Origin of the sequence: Thioclava sp. DLFJ4-1 (assembly GCF_002020145.1) — a bacterium.
Taxonomy (GTDB): domain Bacteria; phylum Pseudomonadota; class Alphaproteobacteria; order Rhodobacterales; family Rhodobacteraceae; genus Thioclava; species Thioclava sediminum.
The window spans coordinates 567,990-588,869 of record NZ_MPZT01000001.1 but is presented as its reverse complement, the minus strand read 5'-3'; the positions used below and the strand labels follow the sequence as shown (position 1 = coordinate 588,869).

The 20,880-nt window shown below is 64.6% G+C and carries 2 protein-coding genes (1 of these 2 cut by a window edge); both read left to right on the top strand.

From position 1 onward, the window contains the following. The first annotated feature begins 80 nt into the window (after nucleotides 1–80). Complete coding sequence (locus BMI85_RS02600; protein ID WP_246832490.1) at nucleotides 81–3,386, top strand: error-prone DNA polymerase; 3,306 nt, start codon at nucleotides 81–83, stop codon at nucleotides 3,384–3,386. Between the two features lie 337 nt (nucleotides 3,387–3,723). Beyond that, a protein-coding gene (locus BMI85_RS02595; RefSeq protein ID WP_143594964.1) for a matrixin family metalloprotease crosses the window boundary here: on the top strand, nucleotides 3,724–20,880 show its 5' portion. It continues 22,146 nt past the right edge of the window; only the first 17,157 of its 39,303 coding nucleotides appear in the window; it begins with the start codon at nucleotides 3,724–3,726; its stop codon lies off the right edge, out of view.

The following is a 20,880-nucleotide window of genomic DNA, read 5'->3' as shown; positions in this document are numbered from 1 at the left end:
TATCCCGGGGGGCGCCCGACGGGCGCGGGGGCAGCGCCCCCTCGACGGTCGTGACCACCGCCAACACCCCCGCCATTCCGCTGGCCTATGCCGAGCTTTGCACCACCTCCAACTTCACCTTCCTCACCGGCGCATCCCACCCCGAGGAGCTGATGGTGCGCGCCGCCGAGCTGGGCCTCGAGGCCATCGCGATCACCGACCGCAACTCGCTCGCGGGCGTGGTCCGGGCGTTTTCGGCGCTCAAGGAGCTCAAGCGCGAGATCGGTGAGGCGCTGCGCATCCGCTCGGAAGTCCAGCGCGATGAAAGCTCCCGCCAGCCCATCGGCTCACCGCAGGATCTGGCCCGGCCAACCACCGCGAAACTGCCGAAGCTGATCGTCGGTGCGCGGCTGGTGCTCACCGATTGCCCGGTCGAATGGGTGGCGCTGCCCACCGACCGCGCGGCCTATCACCGGCTGAGCCAGCTTCTGACCCGCGGCAAGCGCCGGGCGGGGAAGGGGGAGTGTCACCTGACCCGCGCGGACCTGCTGGAGGGCTGCGCGGGGATGATCCTGATCGCCCTGCCGCCCGCCGATCTGGCCCGTGCCTACCGCCCGCTGCAGGAGATGCGGCGGCGCTTTCCGGGGCAGGTCTTCCTTGGCGCGCCGCCGCGCTATGACGGCTCGGATCAGCGCTGGTTCGATGCCTGCGCGGCGCTCGCGCTGAGGGCCTCGACGCCGATGGTGGCGACCGGCGACGTGCTGATGCATCGCGGGTCGCGCCGACAACTGGCCGATGTGCTGACCTGTCTGCGCGAGGGCTGCACCATCGACGCGCTTGGCACCCGCGCGCTGCCCAATGCGGAACGCCGCCTGAAAGGGGCCGAGGACATGGCGCGGCTCTACCGTCGCCACCCCGCAGCCCTGCGCCGAAGCTGCGAGATCGCGGCGCGCTGCGGCTTCGATCTCGACGAACTCAGCTACGAATATCCCGATGAGGTCGCTCAGAACGAACCTGCGCAGGACCGGCTTGACCGGCTCGCCCGCGAGGGGCTGGCCCGGCGCTCTCCGGGGGGGATTTCGGAACGTCACGCGGGGTTGCTGGAGAAGGAACTGCGCCTCGTCTCCGAGCTGGGCTTCGCTGCCTATTTCCTCACCGTCCATGACATCGTGAGCTTCGCCCGCAGCCGCGGCATCCTGTGTCAGGGGCGCGGCTCGGCGGCCAATTCGATCATCTGCTGGGCGCTTGGCATCACCGATGTCAGCCCCGACCAGATCGGCATGGTCTTCGAGCGTTTCATCTCGAAATATCGCGGCGAGCCGCCCGATATCGACGTCGATTTCGAGCATGAGCGCCGCGAGGAAGTCATCCAGTGGATCTACGAACGCTACGGCCGCGACCGCGCTGGCCTCTGCGCGACCGTGATCCATTTCCGCACCCGCGCCGCGATCCGCGAGGTGGGCAAGGTGATGGGGCTGAGCGCCGATGTCACGGCAAGCCTCGCGGGCCAGATCTGGGGCATTTCCGGCAAGGGGCCGGACCATGCGCGGATGGGCGAGCTGGGCCTCGACCCCTCCGACCGGCGGCTGTCGCAGACGCTGAAACTGATCGGCGAGATCATCGGATTTCCGCGCCATCTCAGCCAGCATGTCGGCGGCTTCGTCATCACGAAAGGCCGCCTCGACGCGCTCTGCCCGATCGAGAATGCCGCGATGGAGGGGCGCACCTGCATCGAATGGGACAAGGACGATATCGACACTTTGGGCATCCTGAAGGTCGATGTTCTCAGCCTCGGGATGCTCACCTGCATCCGCAAGAGCTTTGACCTTCTGGCGGGGCACGAGAAGCTCGATATGTCGCTCGCCACGATCCCGCAGGAGGACGCGCCGACCTATGACATGCTGTGTCGCGCCGATGCGGTGGGGGTGTTTCAGGTGGAGAGCCGGGCGCAGATGAACTTCCTGCCGCGGATGCGTCCGCGCATCTTCTATGACCTCGTGATCGAGGTCGCCATCGTCCGTCCCGGCCCCATTCAGGGCGGCATGGTCCACCCCTATATCAACCGTCGTCAGGGTCGCGAAAAGGTAGATTTCCCCTCGCAGGAACTGGAAGGCGTGCTGGGCAAAACTCTCGGCGTGCCGCTGTTTCAGGAGCAGGCGATGCAGATCGCTGTGGTCGCGGCGGGCTTCACGCCGGAGGAGGCCGACCGCCTGCGCCGCTCGCTCGCGACCTTCCGCAAGATGGGCACGATCGGCACTTTCCGCGACCGGTTTGTCGAAGGGATGCTGGCGCGCGGCTACACGCCCGATTTCGCCGATCGCTGCTTTTCCCAGATCGAGGGGTTCGGCGAATACGGCTTTCCCGAAAGCCACGCGGCGGCCTTCGCGCATCTCACCTATGTCTCCTCCTGGCTGAAATGCCACCACCCCGCGATCTTCGCCTGCGCGCTCCTGAATTCGCAGCCGATGGGCTTTTACGCCCCCGCCCAGATCGTGCGCGATGTGCGGGAACACGGGGTCGAAGTGCGGCCCGTTTGCGTGAACCATTCGAGCTGGGACAGCTCGCTGGAACGCCGTGCGGACGGCGCCTTGGCGCTGCGTCTGGGCTTTCGCCAGATCAAGGGATTTCGCGAGGAGGACGCGGGCTGGATCGTCGCTGCACGGGGCAATGGCTACCCCGATCCGGAGAGCCTGTGGCTGCGCGCGGGCACGCCGCCGCATGTGCTTGAACGCCTCGCCGAGGCCGATGGATTTGCCGGAATTGGCCTCACGCGGCGCGATGCGCTCTGGGCCGTGAAGGCGATCCGCGCCCCCGCGCCACTGCCGCTTTTCGCCGATCCGATGGATGGGGAAGGGGGGCGCGAACCGGCCGTGGAGCTGCCCGCGATGCATCTGGGAGAGGAGGTCGTGGAGGATTACGTGGCGCTAAGATTGAGCCTCCGCGCCCACCCGATGGAGTTGCTGCGCCCCTCGATTTCCGGCCTCACGCCGCATTGCGAACTGGTCGGCACGCGGCAAAATCGGCTCACGGTTTGCGGCCTCGTGATCACCCGACAGCGCCCCGGAACGGCCTCCGGGGTGATCTTCATCACCCTCGAAGACGAGACCGGTGTGAGCAATGTCGTGGTCTGGCCAAAGCTCTATGAACGGTTCCGCCGGGCGGTGATGGGCGGGCGTCTTCTGCGGGTCTCAGGGCGGCTCGAACGGGAGGGAGTGGTGGTCCATCTGATCGCCGAAAAGATCGAGGATCTGTCCCCGCGACTGGCCGATCTGGGACACCCGCTCGACGACGTTCTGGGCCTCACCACACCCCAGGCGGACGACGCTCCGAGGCCCCGTCCGCAGACCACCGCACGCCATCCGCGCGAGCAGGCGAAACGGCTTTTTCCGAGCCGAGATTTCCACTGAAATCCGGCCTCTATCGGTCGTCGCGCGACACATTGCCCGGTGCGGCGATTCGCCTCGCCTTGGACGCAATTGTTTTCGTAACGTCAAGAACGCCCTGTGGATAAGTTTCATTGTTGACGCTAAGTAAGGATATTAAGTCGCTGAAATATATATGTTTCATATGATTTCGGCGCCCTGTGGATACTATTTTCGTTGCAATATTGCTGCGTGAGTTCAGCCTAAAGGGGAGCAAAATTTCGTCAGATGGCGGAACCGCGTTCATATCGCAACTTGGGGAGGGAGCTTGCCGATATCGGTGAGCTTCAGGCGCGTCTTGTCTTTATTTGGCTTGACCAGTGTGACGAAATTCCTGCGTCGGACCCGCTCCGACGTGCAGGATGCTGTCGGTCTGGCCAATGACACCGCCCTCCACGAAGCCGATAACACCCTTCACCGCGAGGAAAATTACCGCATCGAGGCTCTCGAGCCGCGGCTTTTGCTCTCGGCGGACCCGATTTCGGGAGAACTGGCCCGGATGGCAGCCAATGCGCAGCCATTGGACCTTCTCGAAGACCTCATCGTGCTTGTTCAGACGGCTTTCGACCAGAATGTGCGGGGCGAGACGGGGGCTGATGAAGGGGCTTCGGACACCGGTTCGAACAGTGTGGACTGGCCGGAAGACTGGGGGAATCCTGCCGCTGCAACGCAAGCCGTCGCTCCGCAGGACGTGCAGGAAGAGGGGCAGCCAACGCCCTTCGAAGCGTTCCTTGCCCAGTTCGATATTCAAGAAAATCAGGGCATCGAAGGGCTGCGCGAGCTGCTCGGTTCGATGCTGTCGCAGCTACGTGGAAGCTTTGGCGCGGGACAAGACCCCGCAAGCAGCTCCGTGGCCGATTTGACCGGAAATGAGCCTACTGGCCCCCCGGCCGCAACCACTAATACACTGACGAATAACGAAAATACGCAAAACGCCAACAATGGGGCGGTTCTCGCTGCGCTCCAGGACCTGTTCCAAAAAATCAGTGAAACCCTTGGTCTTGGCGAAATTTTCAACGCTGGTCCGTGGGGCTCGCAAGCCGATTACCTCCATTTCGCTGGCACCGCCCCGACGGGCTCGAGCGCGGCGGATCTGACCGAGGAACAGCTTGCCCCGGTCTTCGAGGAAGCGCTCGCTCAGTGGGCGGCCCGGACCGATGACGCTGCGATCCTGTCGCAGCTCACCATCTCGATCACCGATCTCGAGGACGGCGCGCTTGCCCGGATCACCGGCACGCATATCGAAGTCGATGCCGACGCGGCAGGGGCCGGTTGGTTCACCGGTCTCGATACGAGCGAGCCGATCGATGGCGTCGATCTGCTGACGGTCCTCACCCACGAGATCGGCCATGCGCTCGGTTACGACCACGACGCCGATCTGGCCGTGATGGGGGAGAGCCTCGGTACGGGTGAACGGATCGCGCTTCCCGAACTTCAACTCGCAACCTCGGACCCGGTCGATGGCGCGCTCCAACTGTCCGACGCGTTCACCGCGCCGGTCATCACGCCCGGTGCCGGGTTCGCCGAGAACCTCCGCGCGCTGTTCGCTGGTCTGGCCTCGGCACTCGGCATCCAGATCCCGTTTGCGGAGGAGAGCGGACAGTCGCTTCGTCTCGATCCCGCGGCGGCTGGCACCGGCACCACCGATCTCACCGAGGCACAGGTCGCCCCGATCTTCGACGAAGCCCTCGCTCAATGGGCCAGCCGCACCGACGCGGCGATCCTGTCGCAACTCACCTTCACCATCACCGATCTCGAGGACGGCGCGCTCGCGCGGATCACCGGCACGCTGATCGAGATCGACGCTGACGCCGCCGGGGCCGGTTGGTTCATCGACGCGACGCCGGGCGAAAGCTCCGAGTTCGATCTGCTCGCAGGCGACCGTCTGGTGGCGACCGACGGTGCGGCCTCCGAGGGCGTCGACCTCTACACCGTCCTGCTCCACGAGATCGGCCACGCGCTCGGCCTCGACCATGACGCGGACGCAGCGGTGATGGGCGCGACGCTTGGCACCGGCGAGCGCATCGGTCTTCCCGACGCGGCCCCGAGCCTCGGCGCTCCGGTGGCCGGCGCGATCTCGGAAGCGGCTGGCGCGCTCGACGGCACCGCCGACAGCAACCTCACCTACACCGTGAACCTCGACGGCACCGTCACCGTCAACGGCACGACCTATGGCACGCCCGGCGCCCCGGTCACCTCGATCGCGGCAGGGACCGGCCTCAGCGACACGATCGAGGGTCCGGACGCCGCGACGGTCTGGACGATCACCGGCATCAACGAAGGGTCGCTGAGTTGGAACGGCCTCACCATCACCTTCACCGGGGTCGAGCGTCTCGAGGGTGGCACCGAGGCGGATGCCTTCGCGATCGACGGTCCGGGCTTCGTGACCGCGGGCTTCGCGGGCAATGCCGGTCTGATGGAAATCTCGGTCGGCGATTTCGTGAGCCTCGCGACCAGTGACGGCGTCGGCTCGCCGATTGGCTACACCACCAACACCGGGCTCGACGGTGTGCTCTACGAAGTGGGCACCGGCACGACCACCGCCGTCACCGCCGGGTTCGACGTCACCACCATCTCGCTCACCAGCGGCTCGTTCTTCGCGGGCAGCGGCGCGAACGGCTACTTCACGCTCGGCCAGCCCAGCAGCTCGGTCGGCTTCGCAGTCGATAACCTGAGCTTCTCGATCACGATGATCCGCGAGACTGCGACGGACCGTCAGTGGGTCATCGCCAATGGCGCGGTCGATGCGCTGGGTCTCGTGAACGTCGACAACGTGACCGCGACGCTGTCCAACGGCACGCTGGAGCTGGTGACCTCGCAACTGACCGACCCGAACGATGCGCTGAGCGCCAAGCTCGTCGTCTCCGAGATCGACAGCGTGGCGACAGGCGCGACCGCACCGCTGGCCAAAGTCTCGGGCGATGTGACGCTGGCCATCGGCGGCGAGGTTCTGATCGCGGGCGGCTTCAGCTTCACCAAAACCATCGTCAGCGGCCTGACCGGCGCGACCGACACGATCGGCGATCTGATGGTCTTCGGCTTTGACGCGGTCAAATTCTTCGCGGGCACCGGCGCGGTCTTCGATACGAGCGGTCCGGTCACCGTCGACATCACTAACGCCTTCGGCTTCTCGGTCACCGGCTTCACCGGCACCTTCGCGGTGCTGAGCTCGGGCGGCACCACCTATACCGGAATCGACTTCTCCTTCGCCAACGCGACCCCGGTCGGCATCACCGGACTGACCGCCGAGGTCAGCAATGTTTCCGTTCAGGTGAACACCGCCTCGGGCGTGGCCACTCCGTTGGACTGGGACCAAGGCGGGCTGAGCGAAGCCGGGCTGACGCTGAACGGCGCGCTCACCAAGGTCGAGGCCACCGCGACCCTGATCGTGAGTGACGCGGTCTATGTCAGCGGCACCTTCGCGCTGGAAAGCTCGGCCAAGACCGGCGTGACCTTCGACGGCGCGACGGTGGATGGCGATTACTTCACCCTCTCGATCATCGGCGGGCGTCTCTTCGCGGGCGTCGGCGCCGAGGTCTCGGGCGGCAGCTACGATCTGACCAATGCGACCGGCTTCGAAATCCCGACCCTCGATCTGACGCTCGCCATGTTCACCGTGACCTCGGCTGGGGCCAACCTCGGCCAGAAGGTCACCGCGCTGGAACTCTCGACCGCGGCCACGCTGCACGGGATCACCGATGTGACCGCGACGGTCGATGCGCTCGACGTGACCTATGCGAGCATGGCCTTCGACTGGAGCCAGGTGGGCGGGCCGAGCTTCAGCTTCGACAGCACTTTCACGGGCTTCACCATCGATGTGCGCGCGGTCTTCACGATCAAGAGCACCGTTCTGCTCGCGGGCGACATCTCGATCACGGTGACGAAGCAGACCATTGCGGCAGCGGATAATCCGCTTGGCACCGATCTGACCGACGCGCAGGTGATGACCTTCGCGCTGGCCGATGGCTACATCTTCGTGGGCAGCGGCGGCAGCTTCACCACCGATGGGAATGGCAAGGTCAACGGGCTGACCCGCGATGGCGACAGCAAACTTGTCGGGACCGGCTTCGGCGCGGAAGGGGTGCTGTTCGAATTCGCCTCGGTGAAGAATGTCGATGGCACGACCGGCGCCGTGCTGAACGCCTGGAGCGCGATCAAGCTCTATGTCGGCACCGTCGAGGTCGCGGGTATTCCGGGCTTCACCCTCGCGATCAGCGATTTCGTGGTCGAGGTGAACGCCGCCGATGCGATGGTCGCGGTGAACCCGACCGTGATGACCTGGAAGGGTCTCGATCTGGGCGCGCCGCTCGCGCTGACCGATGCCACGAACGGCTTCGACAATACCGAGCGTTTCTTCATCGGCGCCACCATCGACGAGCTGAACATCTCGGATACCGTGCTGCTGACCGGCAGCTTCTCGGTCGAGAAGACCGCGGGCACCTCGGTCGGCGGCGTCACCGGCGATCTGCTCTACATCACGCTCACCGATCTCAGCCTCTTCGCGGGGGCGGGCGCCACGATCGGCGCAAGCGGGATCGATACGACGAACGCTATCGGCTTCTCGGCAGCGGGCGGCAATTTCTACATCGGCATCCTGACCACCACCGACCCGATCCCGGTCAGCTATACCGGCGTGTCGGCGAGCCTCGCGAGCCTCGGTCTCGTGAATGTCGAAGGCGTGACGCTGAACCTTGCGAGCCTGAAAGTGCTCTACAACTCGGTCAGCGACACCACCCTCTCCAATCTCGACTGGTCGAGCCTGACCGGCCTCGAAGATGTGACCGACACGGTGAGCCTCGCGGTGTCGGGCAAGCTGACGCTGGCGGTTGGCGATTTCGTCTATCTGCGCGCGGGTTTCGGGCTGAAGGCGATCGACGTGACGGCGCAGGCGGGCAGCACCGAGACGCTCGATCTCGTCGATATCACCACGGGCACGCTGACCTTCGTGACGCTCAGCGATGTCGAGTTCTTCGCGGGCACCGGCGCGTCGACCACCACCGATGAGGCGACCGGCACGACGACGCTGAACCTCTTGGGCGATGCCGCGGGTTTCTATGCGAATGGCGGTAATCTCGCGCTCGGCCTGCTGACCGACACGACGACCGGCGTAAAATATACCGGGGTGATCGGCTCGCTGAGCGCGCTGGAGGCCAAGGGCATCGACGCGGTCCAGATCAAGCTGTCGGGCATGGCGCTGGCATCGAACTCGACAACCGCGCCGACCGGCCCGCGCCTCGACTGGTCGACTGTGAACGATACCGACGTGACCACGGCGCTTGGCGATCTGGGCCCGGGTGATCAGCTGGCGGTGTCCGGCACGCTATCCGTCGAGATTTCCGAGACGGTCTTCGCGCTGGCGACCTTCAACTTCTCGGCCTCGACCGAGACGATCGACGACACCATCCAGGCGGCGATAACCGATGCGCAGGTGACGCGGCTGACCCTGACGAATGTGAACTTCTTCGCCGGTGTCGGTGGTGCCTTCGATGACGCCAATGCGCCCACCGAGATTGCCGATCAGGGCACGGGCTTCCTTGCCTCGGGCGGCACGCTCGAACTGATCGTCGTGAAAGAGAAACTCGGCACCGCCACACCCAGGAGCTGGAGCGCGCTGTCGCTTTCGGTCGATTACGTCGGGATGCGCGGCCTGCCCAACGAGTTCGCGCTCGGGGTCACCGGTCTCTACTTCCGCATGAACACGGCCTCGATGGGCGCGACCAAGCTGGACTGGTCGGCCATTGTCGATCCGGCCGAGAACCCCGGTATCGCTCAGATCAATGCCGATACCGGCATCGCCTTCGGCGGCACGCTCGATCTGGCGCTCGACGGGTTCGTGCTGGTCTATGGCACGGTCGAAGGCTCGATCTCGACGGCCGATATCGACGATGGCGTGATCACTCTGACCGCCGCCGATATCACCAGCTTCAAGATCACCGGTGCGCAGATCTTCGTCGGTGCTGGCGGCGCGTTCGACCGTGATGCGACCACGAACGAGGTGACCGGGCTTCTCGATCAGGGCACCGGCATCTATGCCTCGATGGCTCTGGGCGATGCGCTCGAATTCGCGCAGGTGACCCGCCTCGGCGTGCTGACCGATAATGCGGCGACGAATGACAACGATCCGGCTACGCAATGGGACAACGAGACCGTCACCATCGGCTGGACCGCACTGCGCGTCACCGTCGCGAGCCTTGGCCTGCGCGGGATCGACGCCTTCCAGATCGCGCTGGCCGATCTCGCGGTCGACGGGAATTTCGCAGCCATCGACGGCACCTTCCTGAACTGGGCCTCGCTGGGCGCGGTCACCGGGCTCGACACGCTGAGCCTCGCCGACGCCACCGACGGCCTGACCCGCGACGATGGCTTCTCGGTCTCCGGCACCGTGTCGGAATTGAACGTGGCGGGCGTGATCGTGGCCTCGGGTACCTTCGGCATCAAGAGCTTCGCGAGCGACATCATCGTGCCTTCCGGCATGACGACCGAGACCGTGCTGGGCGCGAATATCCTGATCTTCACCCTGTCGGATCTGAACCTCTTCGCAGGTGTCGGCGGCGCGCTCTTGGGCGACGGCACGATCGACCCCGATCAAGGCACCGGCTTCGTGGCCGAGAACGCATCGCTGCAACTGGTGCTGGTGAAGGAAAATCCGGCAAGCGTGATCCTTCCGGCGGTGGCGCGCAGCTGGACCGCCGTGGCGCTCGACGTGGATGCGGTGCGCCTGCAGGGCCTGCCCAACACGGTCAATGTTCAGGGGCTCGATCTCTATTTCGGCTTCAATGGCCCTGATGCGGTGAATGGCGAGCGGATCGACTGGGCCGCGACCGGCGTCACCGAGATCGGCAATCTCGCCTCTGTCGATCTGTTCGATGTGACCGAGATGGGCGCGAGCTTCAACATCGCCTTCGGCGGCTATGTCGAGTTCACCGTGGACGGTTTCGTCACCGTCGCGGGCACCATGGCGGGCCAGATCCTGACCGAGACGCTCGACGACGGCAACGGCCTGATCGTCGAGGGCGCGTCGGTGATGACCTTCGCGCTGACCGGCGGTTATTTCTTCGCGGGGCAGGGCGGTGTCTTCACCCGCACCGCTGGCAAGATCACGGATGTGAGCACGACCGAGGGTACTGGCATCTACGCGAACAACGTGGGCATCGAGTTCGCCTCGGTCACCCAGACCGCCGACAACCCGCTGACGACCGGTGTGGTCGAGACCCGCACGGTCAAAAGTTGGTCGGCAATCCTCGTGACCTCGCAAAGCGTCGGCGTGACCGGCCTTACGGGCTTCACGCTGCGGATATCGGACGTCGCGGTCGAGGCCAACTTCGGCTACACCGACCCGCTGAACGCGGCCAACAACTCGGTGATGAACTGGAAGGGCCTCGATCTGGGCCTGACGATCACCGACGACACGGATGGCTATGACGCGACCGCGATCCTGTCGGTGACCGGCACCGTGTCGGAGCTGAACGTCGCGGGCGTCGTGATCGCGACGGGTACCTTCTCGATCAAGAGCCTGCTGGCCGATGTGGCGGTCGCCACCGCAATCGACGCCGATGGCACGCTGAGCGGGGCGAAGGTTCTCATCTTCACCCTGAGCGATCTGAACTTCTTCGCCGGTGTGGACGGTGTGCTCAAGAATGACGGCACGATCGACCCCGATCAGGGCATGGGCTTCGTGGCGCAGGGCGGCTCGATCGAGCTGGTGATGGTGTCGGAAGACCCGGCCACCGTGACCTCGCCTGCCGTGGCCCGCAGCTGGATGGCCTTGTCTCTGCGCGTCGATCAGCTGGGTCTGCAGGGCCTGCCGCTGACCGCGACGGTGAAGGACCTCTATTTCGCGATGAACGGCGCGGATGCGGACGGTAACAAGCTCGACTGGGGCGCGACCGGCGTCGATCAGATCAACGCGCTCGCCGATATCACCAATCTCGACGCGGGCTTCGGCATCGAATTCGGCGCCTATGTCGAACTGCAGATCGAAGGCGCGATCCTGTTGGCGGGCGGTCTGTCGGGTGTGATCCGCGATCTCACCGTCGACGATCCGCAGGGCGGCACGATCAGCGCCAAGGCCTTCTCCTTCTCGATCGACGGCGCCTATGTCTTCGTGGGCGCGGGCGGAGAGTTCACCTATGACGAATTCGACCGGGTCGACGCGGTCGCCAATGCGGGCACGGGTTTCGCGGCCGAAGGGCTCGCCTTCGATCTGATCTCGGTGACCGAGGTGGTCGATCTGGTCGCAAACCCGAGCGCCGTCGCGCGCAGCTGGACCGCGATGTCCGCCCATGCCGACACGATCTCGCCGCGCGGTCTGCCGCAGGGGCTGGACCTGACGGTGAACTCGCTCGACTTCACGCTGAACGGGCGCGACGCGATCAATAGCGATCAACTCGACTGGGCGCCGATCATTCAGGATCTGGGCGTCGATGCGGTCGCTCCCGAAGATGGCACGGATCTGGTGATCTCGGGCGGTCTGGATCTGGATATCTTCGGCTTCGTCACCGGCTCGGCCACCTTCGACATCGTGATGCGCAACCAGATCGAGGCCGAACTGGACAGCACCAATGCGGGCCTCGAAGACGCGAGCCTCATGCTGATCGGCCTGCATGTCGAGAACCTCTTCGTCGGCCAGCCCGGCGGTGTGGGCCTGTCGGTGGCTTCCGCCGATATCGCGCTTGCGCTGATCAAGGCGACCCCGCCTGCAAACAGCACGTTGCCCTTGACCACCACGCCCTCGGCGACGGCGGTGCTGGGCAATATCCAAGGCGGCACGCTCGCCGGTCTGCCCGAGGGGATGGAGCTGACGGTCAATGCCTTCTCGCTCGACTACTACGCGACGAAGCCCGCCGGGAACGACACCACGACCTTCTTCAACTGGAATTCGATCGATCTGGACGGCACGCCTGCGCAGGGCGATCCCGCGAACGATCCGGCGGGTCCGGTCTCCTTCACCTATGGCCCGAATGACGAGGTGGTCACCTTCGACGCCAGCGCAGACCGCACGCAGGTCGTGGGCTATCTGACGCTCAACGCCTTCGGCTTCGTCGATGTGGGTGCGAAGTTTACGCTCTCGCAGGATATCGTCGATGTAGATGTGAACCACGACGGCACTTTCGACATCGCGACCGACATGAACGATGCGGTGCTGACCCGGATCAGCCTGAGCATCGATCCCGCCGACGAGGCCGCGAATGGCGGCGACGCCCCGGCCGATTACGAGGCCAAGTTCTTCATTGGCATCCCGGACGGCCCCGGTATCACCATCGCGAGCGCCGATATCCTGCTCGCCTCGATCAAGGCGGCCAACCCGCTCACCGATACCCGCGCCTTCACCGCGCTCAAGGCCGATATCGCCTCGGCCTCGCTGACCGGGGTCGATCTGGTGGATATCACCCTCGACACGCTGTCGCTCGAGATGAACAAGGCCAATGATGCGAGTGGCGTGATCGACATGCTCGATTGGGGTCAGTCGATCAATCTTCTCTCGACCGAATGGAGCGACACCGCCACCGGCCTCACCGGTCAGGACCTGCTCGCCGCGACGAATGGCAATGACGTCGACCCGGCCACCACTGACACGGTCCTCGACATGAACCAGTCGGGCTTCTCGCTCTTCGCGGGGGCCACCATCGTCATCGAGAACTTCGTCCATATCGAAGGCCAGATCACGCTGACCAAGACCGACAAGGTCGCAGCTCGCATGGTCGGTTCGACCACCTCCTTCGAGGCTTCGGTTCTGTCGGTCGGTATCTCGGACGCGGTGGTCTTCGCCGGGGTCGGCACGCCGACGATCACCAATGGCGAGGTCGATGCCGCCTCCGACGCGACCGGTGTGGCGCTCTCGCTGCAGCGCATGGGCCTGCATATCGTCAAGGAAATGCCGCTCGATCCGGCGAACCCGACCGCGACCCCGCTCAAGAGCTGGATGGTCGTGAAGGCGACGGGCGGGGCCTCGCTGATCGGCGTCGCCAATGTCACGGTCGATGGCTCGCTCACGCTGATCATGAACCGCGGCGGCAACGAGACGACGCCCTACAACACGCTCGACTTCACCTATGGCGGGGCGGGCGGCACCTGGGACATCACGGTCGGCGCCGAGACGATCACCTTCGACGAGCTGACCGTGGCGACGCTGGAAGTGTCGGGCTCGCTGACCATCGGCTTCGACTCCTATGTGTTCATCCAGGGCGAGTTCGCCTTCACCCAGTCGAGCGAGATTTATTCCGCCCTCGTCGCGGGCACGAGCACGAGCCGCAATCTCAAGGCGGTGACGGTCGGCGCGCAGCATGTGAACATCTTCGTCGGCACCGGCTACGACCTGACCAAGGGCTTCGACGATCAGGGCGATGCGGTCGGTCTGAAGATCACGGACGCCTATCTCGCGCTCGCGATGTTCAAGACGGTCGACGCGAATGGCGTGGCGCTGGCTGCGACCGATCCGGCGGCGGCCTCCTATATGGCACTGAAAGCCGGTGGCACGGTCGAGCTGGTGGGCATCGACGGGGTCACCCTCTCGGGCTACGGGCTCGAGGTCGAGCTGAACCAGGGCAAGCTCCTGAGCACGCAAGCCAAGGAAGCGCTGAACCTCGCGAGCTTCGATGGTGGCGGCTTCGACGTGAAGGTGAGCGACACCGATATCGTGACGCTGGATGCCAATGGCGCGATCCTCGCGGCCTCCGGCTTCGTCGTGCTGGGCTTCGAGGATTACGTCTTCCTCGCCGGGCAGGTTGCCTTCCAGAAGGGCGCGACCCTGACCGTCGGCACCGCGCCGAACCAGAAGACCTTCGCCGCGACCGAAATCTCGGGCGATGGCATCAGCGCCTTCGTCGGCACCGGCGGGCCGTATTTCGAGGTTGATACCTCGGGCGACACCCCGGTCGTGCAGCCGATGGCCGATACCTCGGGTGCGCAGGGTCTGGTGCTGACGAACTTCTCCTTCCGTCTCGCCATGCTGAGCCAGGTCGATGCCAATGGCGTCGCGGTGGTGGGCGGTGAGAAATACACCGCGCTCTATGCGTCGATCGAAGAGGTTGCGCTTGCCGGTATTCCGGGCGTCGCGATCAGCGCGAGCGGCGTCGAGCTCAAGCTGAACCAAGGCAAGTCGGGCACCGCGGGAGCGGGCGCCCAGACGATCCTCACGGGCTTCGACTTTACGGAGGTGACGGGCCTCGACCCCGGTGCCACGACCTTTGCAGATATGACCCCGCTTCAGGCGTTCTACAGCCTTGGCTATGCGGGCACTTTCCTTTCGGTCTCGGCTTATGGAGATCCGGTGGGAACGGGGATCGAGCTTCTCGTGAACCTCTCGGGCGATACGCCCACCAGCGCAGACGATGCCGACTTTGCCTTCTCCGGCGATCTGTCCTTCGAAAAGACCACCAGCGCGACGGGCGCGGTCTACTCGAAAATCTCGCTGACCGACATCACCCTGACATTCGGCGATTATGAATTCACCGGCGACGCGCTGCTCTATCTGATGCCGCAGGGCATGGCGGGCAGCTTCTCGGTCACGCTTCCCGATATCGCATTCGACGACGGCACCAATGCCTACCAGATCGGCAATGGCACGACGGCGACGCTCGAGATCAATACCTCCATTCAGGCGGTCTATGTCGAGTTCGCGAATGGCGATATCCTAGATCTGCCGCGCGGCCAGTTCCTGCGGGTCGAAGTCGAGAACGCCGCCTTCTATGTCGACTTCAACGCGACCGATACCGACAATGACGGCACGCTCGATGTGGGCGCCTCGCCGGAGATCAGCCTGACCGGCACGTTGATGTTCTCGCAGCTGACGACCGGGATTGCGCCGAACCAGACCAAGCGCATGACCATCGCCTTCACCGGGGTCACGGGCGGCTATACGGACTCGAACGGAGACGGCTTCACCATCGAAGACGCGAAGGGCGTGATCCTGATCTATTCGGGCTCGGCCACGCTGTCGCAGAACGGCATCGCCGCGCAGATCGAGGCGAGCGCGCAAGGCTCGGGGGCAGGCTTCGAGGTCTCGGCGAGCGCGATCATCCGCATCAACACCACTTCGCGCACCGATATCTACGAAGAGGTCGATGTGGGCGACGCGACCTACATTCTCGACTTCCAGGGGCAGGCCAATGTGAACCAGATCGCGCTGGCCGAGGTGAAGCTGAGCTACGAGCCCTACTTCACCATCGAAGGCAGCCTGAGCGACATTCTCCCGGCGGAACTGCCGGCGGGTGCCACAAGCGGCAAGATGGGCCGCAATATCTCGATCTTCCTCGGCGATGCGGGCGATCCCAACGATCCGAGCGACGATATCGGCCTGCTGATCTCGAACACCACGATCGCGATCTTCGAATTCGGAACCTCCGCCAACCGCAAATTCGCGGTCTATGCGAAGGGCGAGGTTCAGGCGCTGGGCATTCCGGGGCTCAATATCTCGGGCACGGTCGAAGTGTGGCTCAACACCTCGGGCACCGCTTTCTCGACCACCGTGACCGGCTTCCCGCTGCTCGAAGGCGGCACCTCGGCGACCCCGGTCGCGATCACCTTCGCCGCCCCGCAGATGGAGCGCGTGAAAGGCTCGGTCGAGATCAGCTTCGGCGTGGCCGAGACCGGCGATCTGCTGGTGATCAGCTCCAACGACGTTCTGTTCAACAAGACGCCCGATGGCCGGATCTCGGTCGATGCGCCCGAGACCTCGATCACCGTGACACCGCCGGGCGCCGACAGCTTCGGCATCGAAGGCGCGGCCCAGTTCAGCTTCGGCGGCGCGACCGGCTTCCAGCTGACCGATATGCGGGTGACGGGCTACACGCTCTTTGGCGAGACCGTCTCGGTGACGCCGACGACGAACCTGCGCCCGCTGACCGCCGATATTGCCTCGCCGCTCAATGGCCAGATTATCAATCTCGACGGCTTCACCTATATCGACGTCACCTTCTACAACACCAACCGTCTCGATGCGGATGCCTACCCGGCCTATCCGCTGGGCATCGACCCGGACTCGATCACCGATATCGATCCGGAATTCACCATCACCGCGCGCTATGGCGACACGACGGCGGCGATCACGGTCGACGGGGCAGGGGTGCTGGTCGAAGGCACGGCGCGCCCGACCTATCGCTACCAGATCACCACGCCTGTGAGCCTGTCGGCGAACACCACCTATGAGGTGCAGTTCCTCGCCAATTCCTGGCGCGATGCGGCCGGTGCGCAAAGCGCCGCCGAATACGAGCGCTTCACGATCCGCAAGACGCCGGTTCAAAACGCGCCCGCGGCGAACCCGGCGACCGATCCGCAGGATCTGACCACGATCACCGCCGCACCCTCGATCGAGCTGGCCTCGCCCTTCAATGGCGCGGTGATCGACAAATCGATGCTGAACTCGAAGGGCTATATCGACGTCACCTTCGTGCTGCCCAATGGCGAGATTCTCGATGGAAGCTCGATCAATGGCGACGAGATCCGCTTCGTGCGCACGGGCGGCGCGTCGAACGTCAATCTGCTGACGAACACCAACGGCACCTACACGGTCGAGAAGATCGGCAAGACCACCTATCGCTATTACGTCTTCGCCGAGCCGCCCGCCGCGACCGCCACCGGCACGGGTGTGGTCGGCACGCCGACTTCGACCTCGACCTCGCAGGCGAACCCGGCCTTCAACGTGGGCGATGTGCAGGTCGAGTTCATCACCGGCACCTGGAAATACACCGATCGCGGCACTGATCTGAACAGCACCGCCGACGACGTCGTCTACTGGTTCGGCGGCGAGAACGGCTCGGTCGCGTCGCCTGTTAAGACCACCGCCTATGTGCAGATCTTCAAGGTGCAGGAACTGCCGGCGGCCGAGGCTGCGACCCCGATCAAGGTCGGTCCGGTCTCGATCCTCGCGCCGAAAGTCGGTCTCGCGAAGCTCGGCTTCAAGGACGGTCTGCTGGTCCTGACGATCTCAGTCGGGGCGGAAAGCGCCTCGCTCGCCTTCGGTGGCACCGCGACCCAAAATGCCGACGGCACTCAGACCAATAGCGGTGGCACTCAGATCACCCTGACCAACCTGCTGGTGAAGTTCGATATCGGCATCGACGTGATGGGCGTGATCTCGGGCGGCGGCGACGATCCGGTCGTCTCGCTCACCGGCAAATGGTCGATCACGGCCGACAAATTGGTCGGTTCGATCCCCGACGTGGTCCTCTTCGAGGCCGACCGCATCAAGGTCGAATACGATCCTTCCTGGACGGCGCCCGAAACCCCGGTCGCGGGCACGCCGGAAGGCGCGGGTCAGGAGATCATCAAGATCGACACCATCAAGGTCACCTTCCCGAAATTCGGCATTGCGGGCCAGATCACGACCTTTGAGGGCGTGCGCGGTCTCACGATCTACGACAACGGCTTCCGCATCGGGCGCGGCGAGATCATCTATTCGGGCACCGGTGCGGGCTCGGGCACCGGCACGGGCGCGGTCCAGCGCACCGACGGCGCGACCGGCAAGATCAAGTTCGGCTCGATCCTCGAATTCGACGACCTGCGCATCGGCGTCACCGACTTCTCGCTGATCTTCGATCAGGACGTGACCTTCGACGGCACGATCTATGTCGGCTCTGGCGGGGCGACCTTCGCGCCGGGCAAGGCGATCAACGCCAAGGTCACCGACCGCGTCTCGGGCGAGGACGTGAACGACACGCTCGCTCTGAAGGCCGGCCTGACCTTCACCGATGGCGTGGTCGACGGCTTCATCTTCGAGCTCGACACGTTCGAGATCAACATCGGCTCGGTCCTCAAGCTGAAGGGTGTGGGCCTGTCGCTCGATACCGGGGCAGCCGATGACGAGGAGCTGATCAGCTTCGTCTCGATCGGCGCGGAACTGAAGATCGGCTCGCTGAACCTCTCGGGCGAGGCGCGCCAGTTCGCCTTCCTCGGCGACGGCACTTTCGTCACCAAGCAGGGCTTCGGCGTCTTCATCGGCGTGGGTGGGGCCTCGGGCGCGAACTTCAAATGGCCGAGCTGGCTGCCGATCAAGATCACCGAGATCGGCGTGCAATGGCCCGACATTCAGGCCGACCCGAGCGATTTCGTCCTCACCTTGTCGGCGTCGATCACCGGGCTGCAGGGCTATGACGGGCTGACCTTCGAGGGCACGGTCGAGGGCATCCGCATCGATGTGGGCCTGCTGCTGGAAGGCAAGTTCCCGATCATCGGCATCGACTCGATCGGCGTGAAAATCGGCGGCAACGCCTTCGGCGGCGAGATCGAGGGCGCGCTGATCGGCGGCATCATTCGGATCGGCGAGGGCAATCAGGTGCTCTCCACCTTCGACCTCACAAGCCCAGTGAAAGACCGCGTCTTCTTCATCGGCGTCGAGGCGGGCTTCTCCTTCTCGGGTCTGGGCGGCTTCACGATCCGCTTCGCACTGTCGGAGCTGGGACCGCTCGGCGTGCTGGTCTCAGGCTCGGTGCCGGGCGGTATCCTGCTCGAGCCGAATTCGGGTCTCGCGATCAACGACTTCACCGGCGGCGTGGACTTCTTCAAGTCGCTGCCCGACATCACCGATCCCGACGAGCTCAACGGCCCCGATTTCGCGCTGCCGCTGAACGTGTCCATCGATGACTGGCTGAACTCGGTGCAGCAGCAGGTCGTGAACCAGTATATCGCGATCCAGAACGGCTCGGCGGCGGGCGGCGGGTTTGCGGCGGCCTTCACCTCGCCGATGATCATCACCGGCTCGGCCAAGCTCTATTCGATCTACACCTCGCAGGCGGTGTTCAACGGTCAGGTCACGATCAAGATCTCGACCGACGGCAAGATCCTCGTGATCGGCCAGCTCAACTTCGCAGCGGACAACCTGTCGCTCTCGGCGCGGCTCTACGCGAACTTGTCGAAGATCGCGTCCGGCGAGGCGACGATCCTTCTGCTGGTGAAGATCCCCGATCAGGTCGATCTGCTGACGATCAAGGGCTCGCTGCAATTCGGCTTCAAGGACATCCTCGGCGAGGCCACGCAATTCGCCGTGGTCGAAGAACAGGCCGCGACGCCCACGCAGCGCCTCGACGGGCCCAGCGATGGCGGCGTGACCGGTGTCGGCAACTTCAACGAACGCGCCTATATCGATATCACCTTCCCGACGGTGAACGGTGCGACGGTCGATGCGGCTTCGGTCTTCGACCTGACGCCTGAGATCGAAATCACCGGCGGCGATTTCACCCTCGACAACACGCAGGCGCCTGCACAGGTCAGTGACGACACGTTCCGCTTCTGGCTGACCGGCACGGGCGATGTGAACTCGGTGACCTACACCTTCCTGTTCCAGTCCTGGTCCTACACCGAGACCGCGACCAACGAGACGGTCTATGCGGATGAGGACAACACGACCCAAAGCGGCGACCCGGCGGTCGCGGGGCCGTGGGTCGATATCAAGTTCATCGCCGAGATCGGCGGCGAGATCACCGCCGAGACGCTGGCCGCGATCGCGACCAACGCGGTGGCACCGTTCAAACTGTTCAACGACAATGGCGACGAGATCGACATCCTCGGCGCCATCGCGATCGGCGGCGGCAAGGTGCGTTACTTCATCGACACTTCCGATCCCGACCTCACGAACAACCAGCTCGCCGTCGGCGACTACACCGTGCGTTTCACCGCCGATACCTGGGCGAATAACGACAGCCAGACCGGCAAGAACAACACCGCGACCGCGGATGCCGTGTTCTCGGTGGTCGAGCCTGAAGCCTCGCTCAGCGCGCCTTATCAGTTGGACGGCGACGGCTACACGGTCGACGTGAACCTCGCCAATGCTGATCAGCGCATCATCGTGACCTTCGATCCGGCGGGTAGCGGCTCGCTCGATTACGGCTCGATCCTCGATACGAATGACGAGTTCACCCTGACGCGCACCGGTGCTGCGGATGGCTCCACGGTGAATACGGCCGTCGGAATCTCGGATACGCCGGTTCCGGTTGCGATGTTCATGAACGAGGACGGCACGGCGAGCCTGAAGACGCTCGGTCTCGATGCCGAGGGCCGGATCGTCGCCTCGGACAGCGCGGACTATGACCACCCGCTCCCGACCAACACGGCAGAGCTCTATGCGCTCCTGAAGAAAGAGGGCATCACGCAATTCGCCTATGCCATCACGACCGCGAATTTCGATTTCGCGCCGGGCACCTACACGCTCACCTTCACCGGGGCTTGGGCCGATGCGGCGGGCAATACGGGCGCGACCGGGGACAAGGTGATCACCGTCGAAGGCGCGACCGCGATCATGGTCGATCCGGGTGCGGGCGCTGCGATCGACGTGAACCTCCTCAACGGTCGCAACTATATCGACATCGAGTTCCCGAACGTGCCCGACAGCGATTTCGTCTATGACGCGGCCTCGATCACCGATGGCGGCGCAGAGTTCACGCTGAGCGGTGCGGGCCTCGGCACGGTGCAGATCGACAATGGTGTGGCCCCGGTCCGCGTGGGCGGCACCGACGCGGCCCCGATCTATCGCTACTGGCTGACCGGC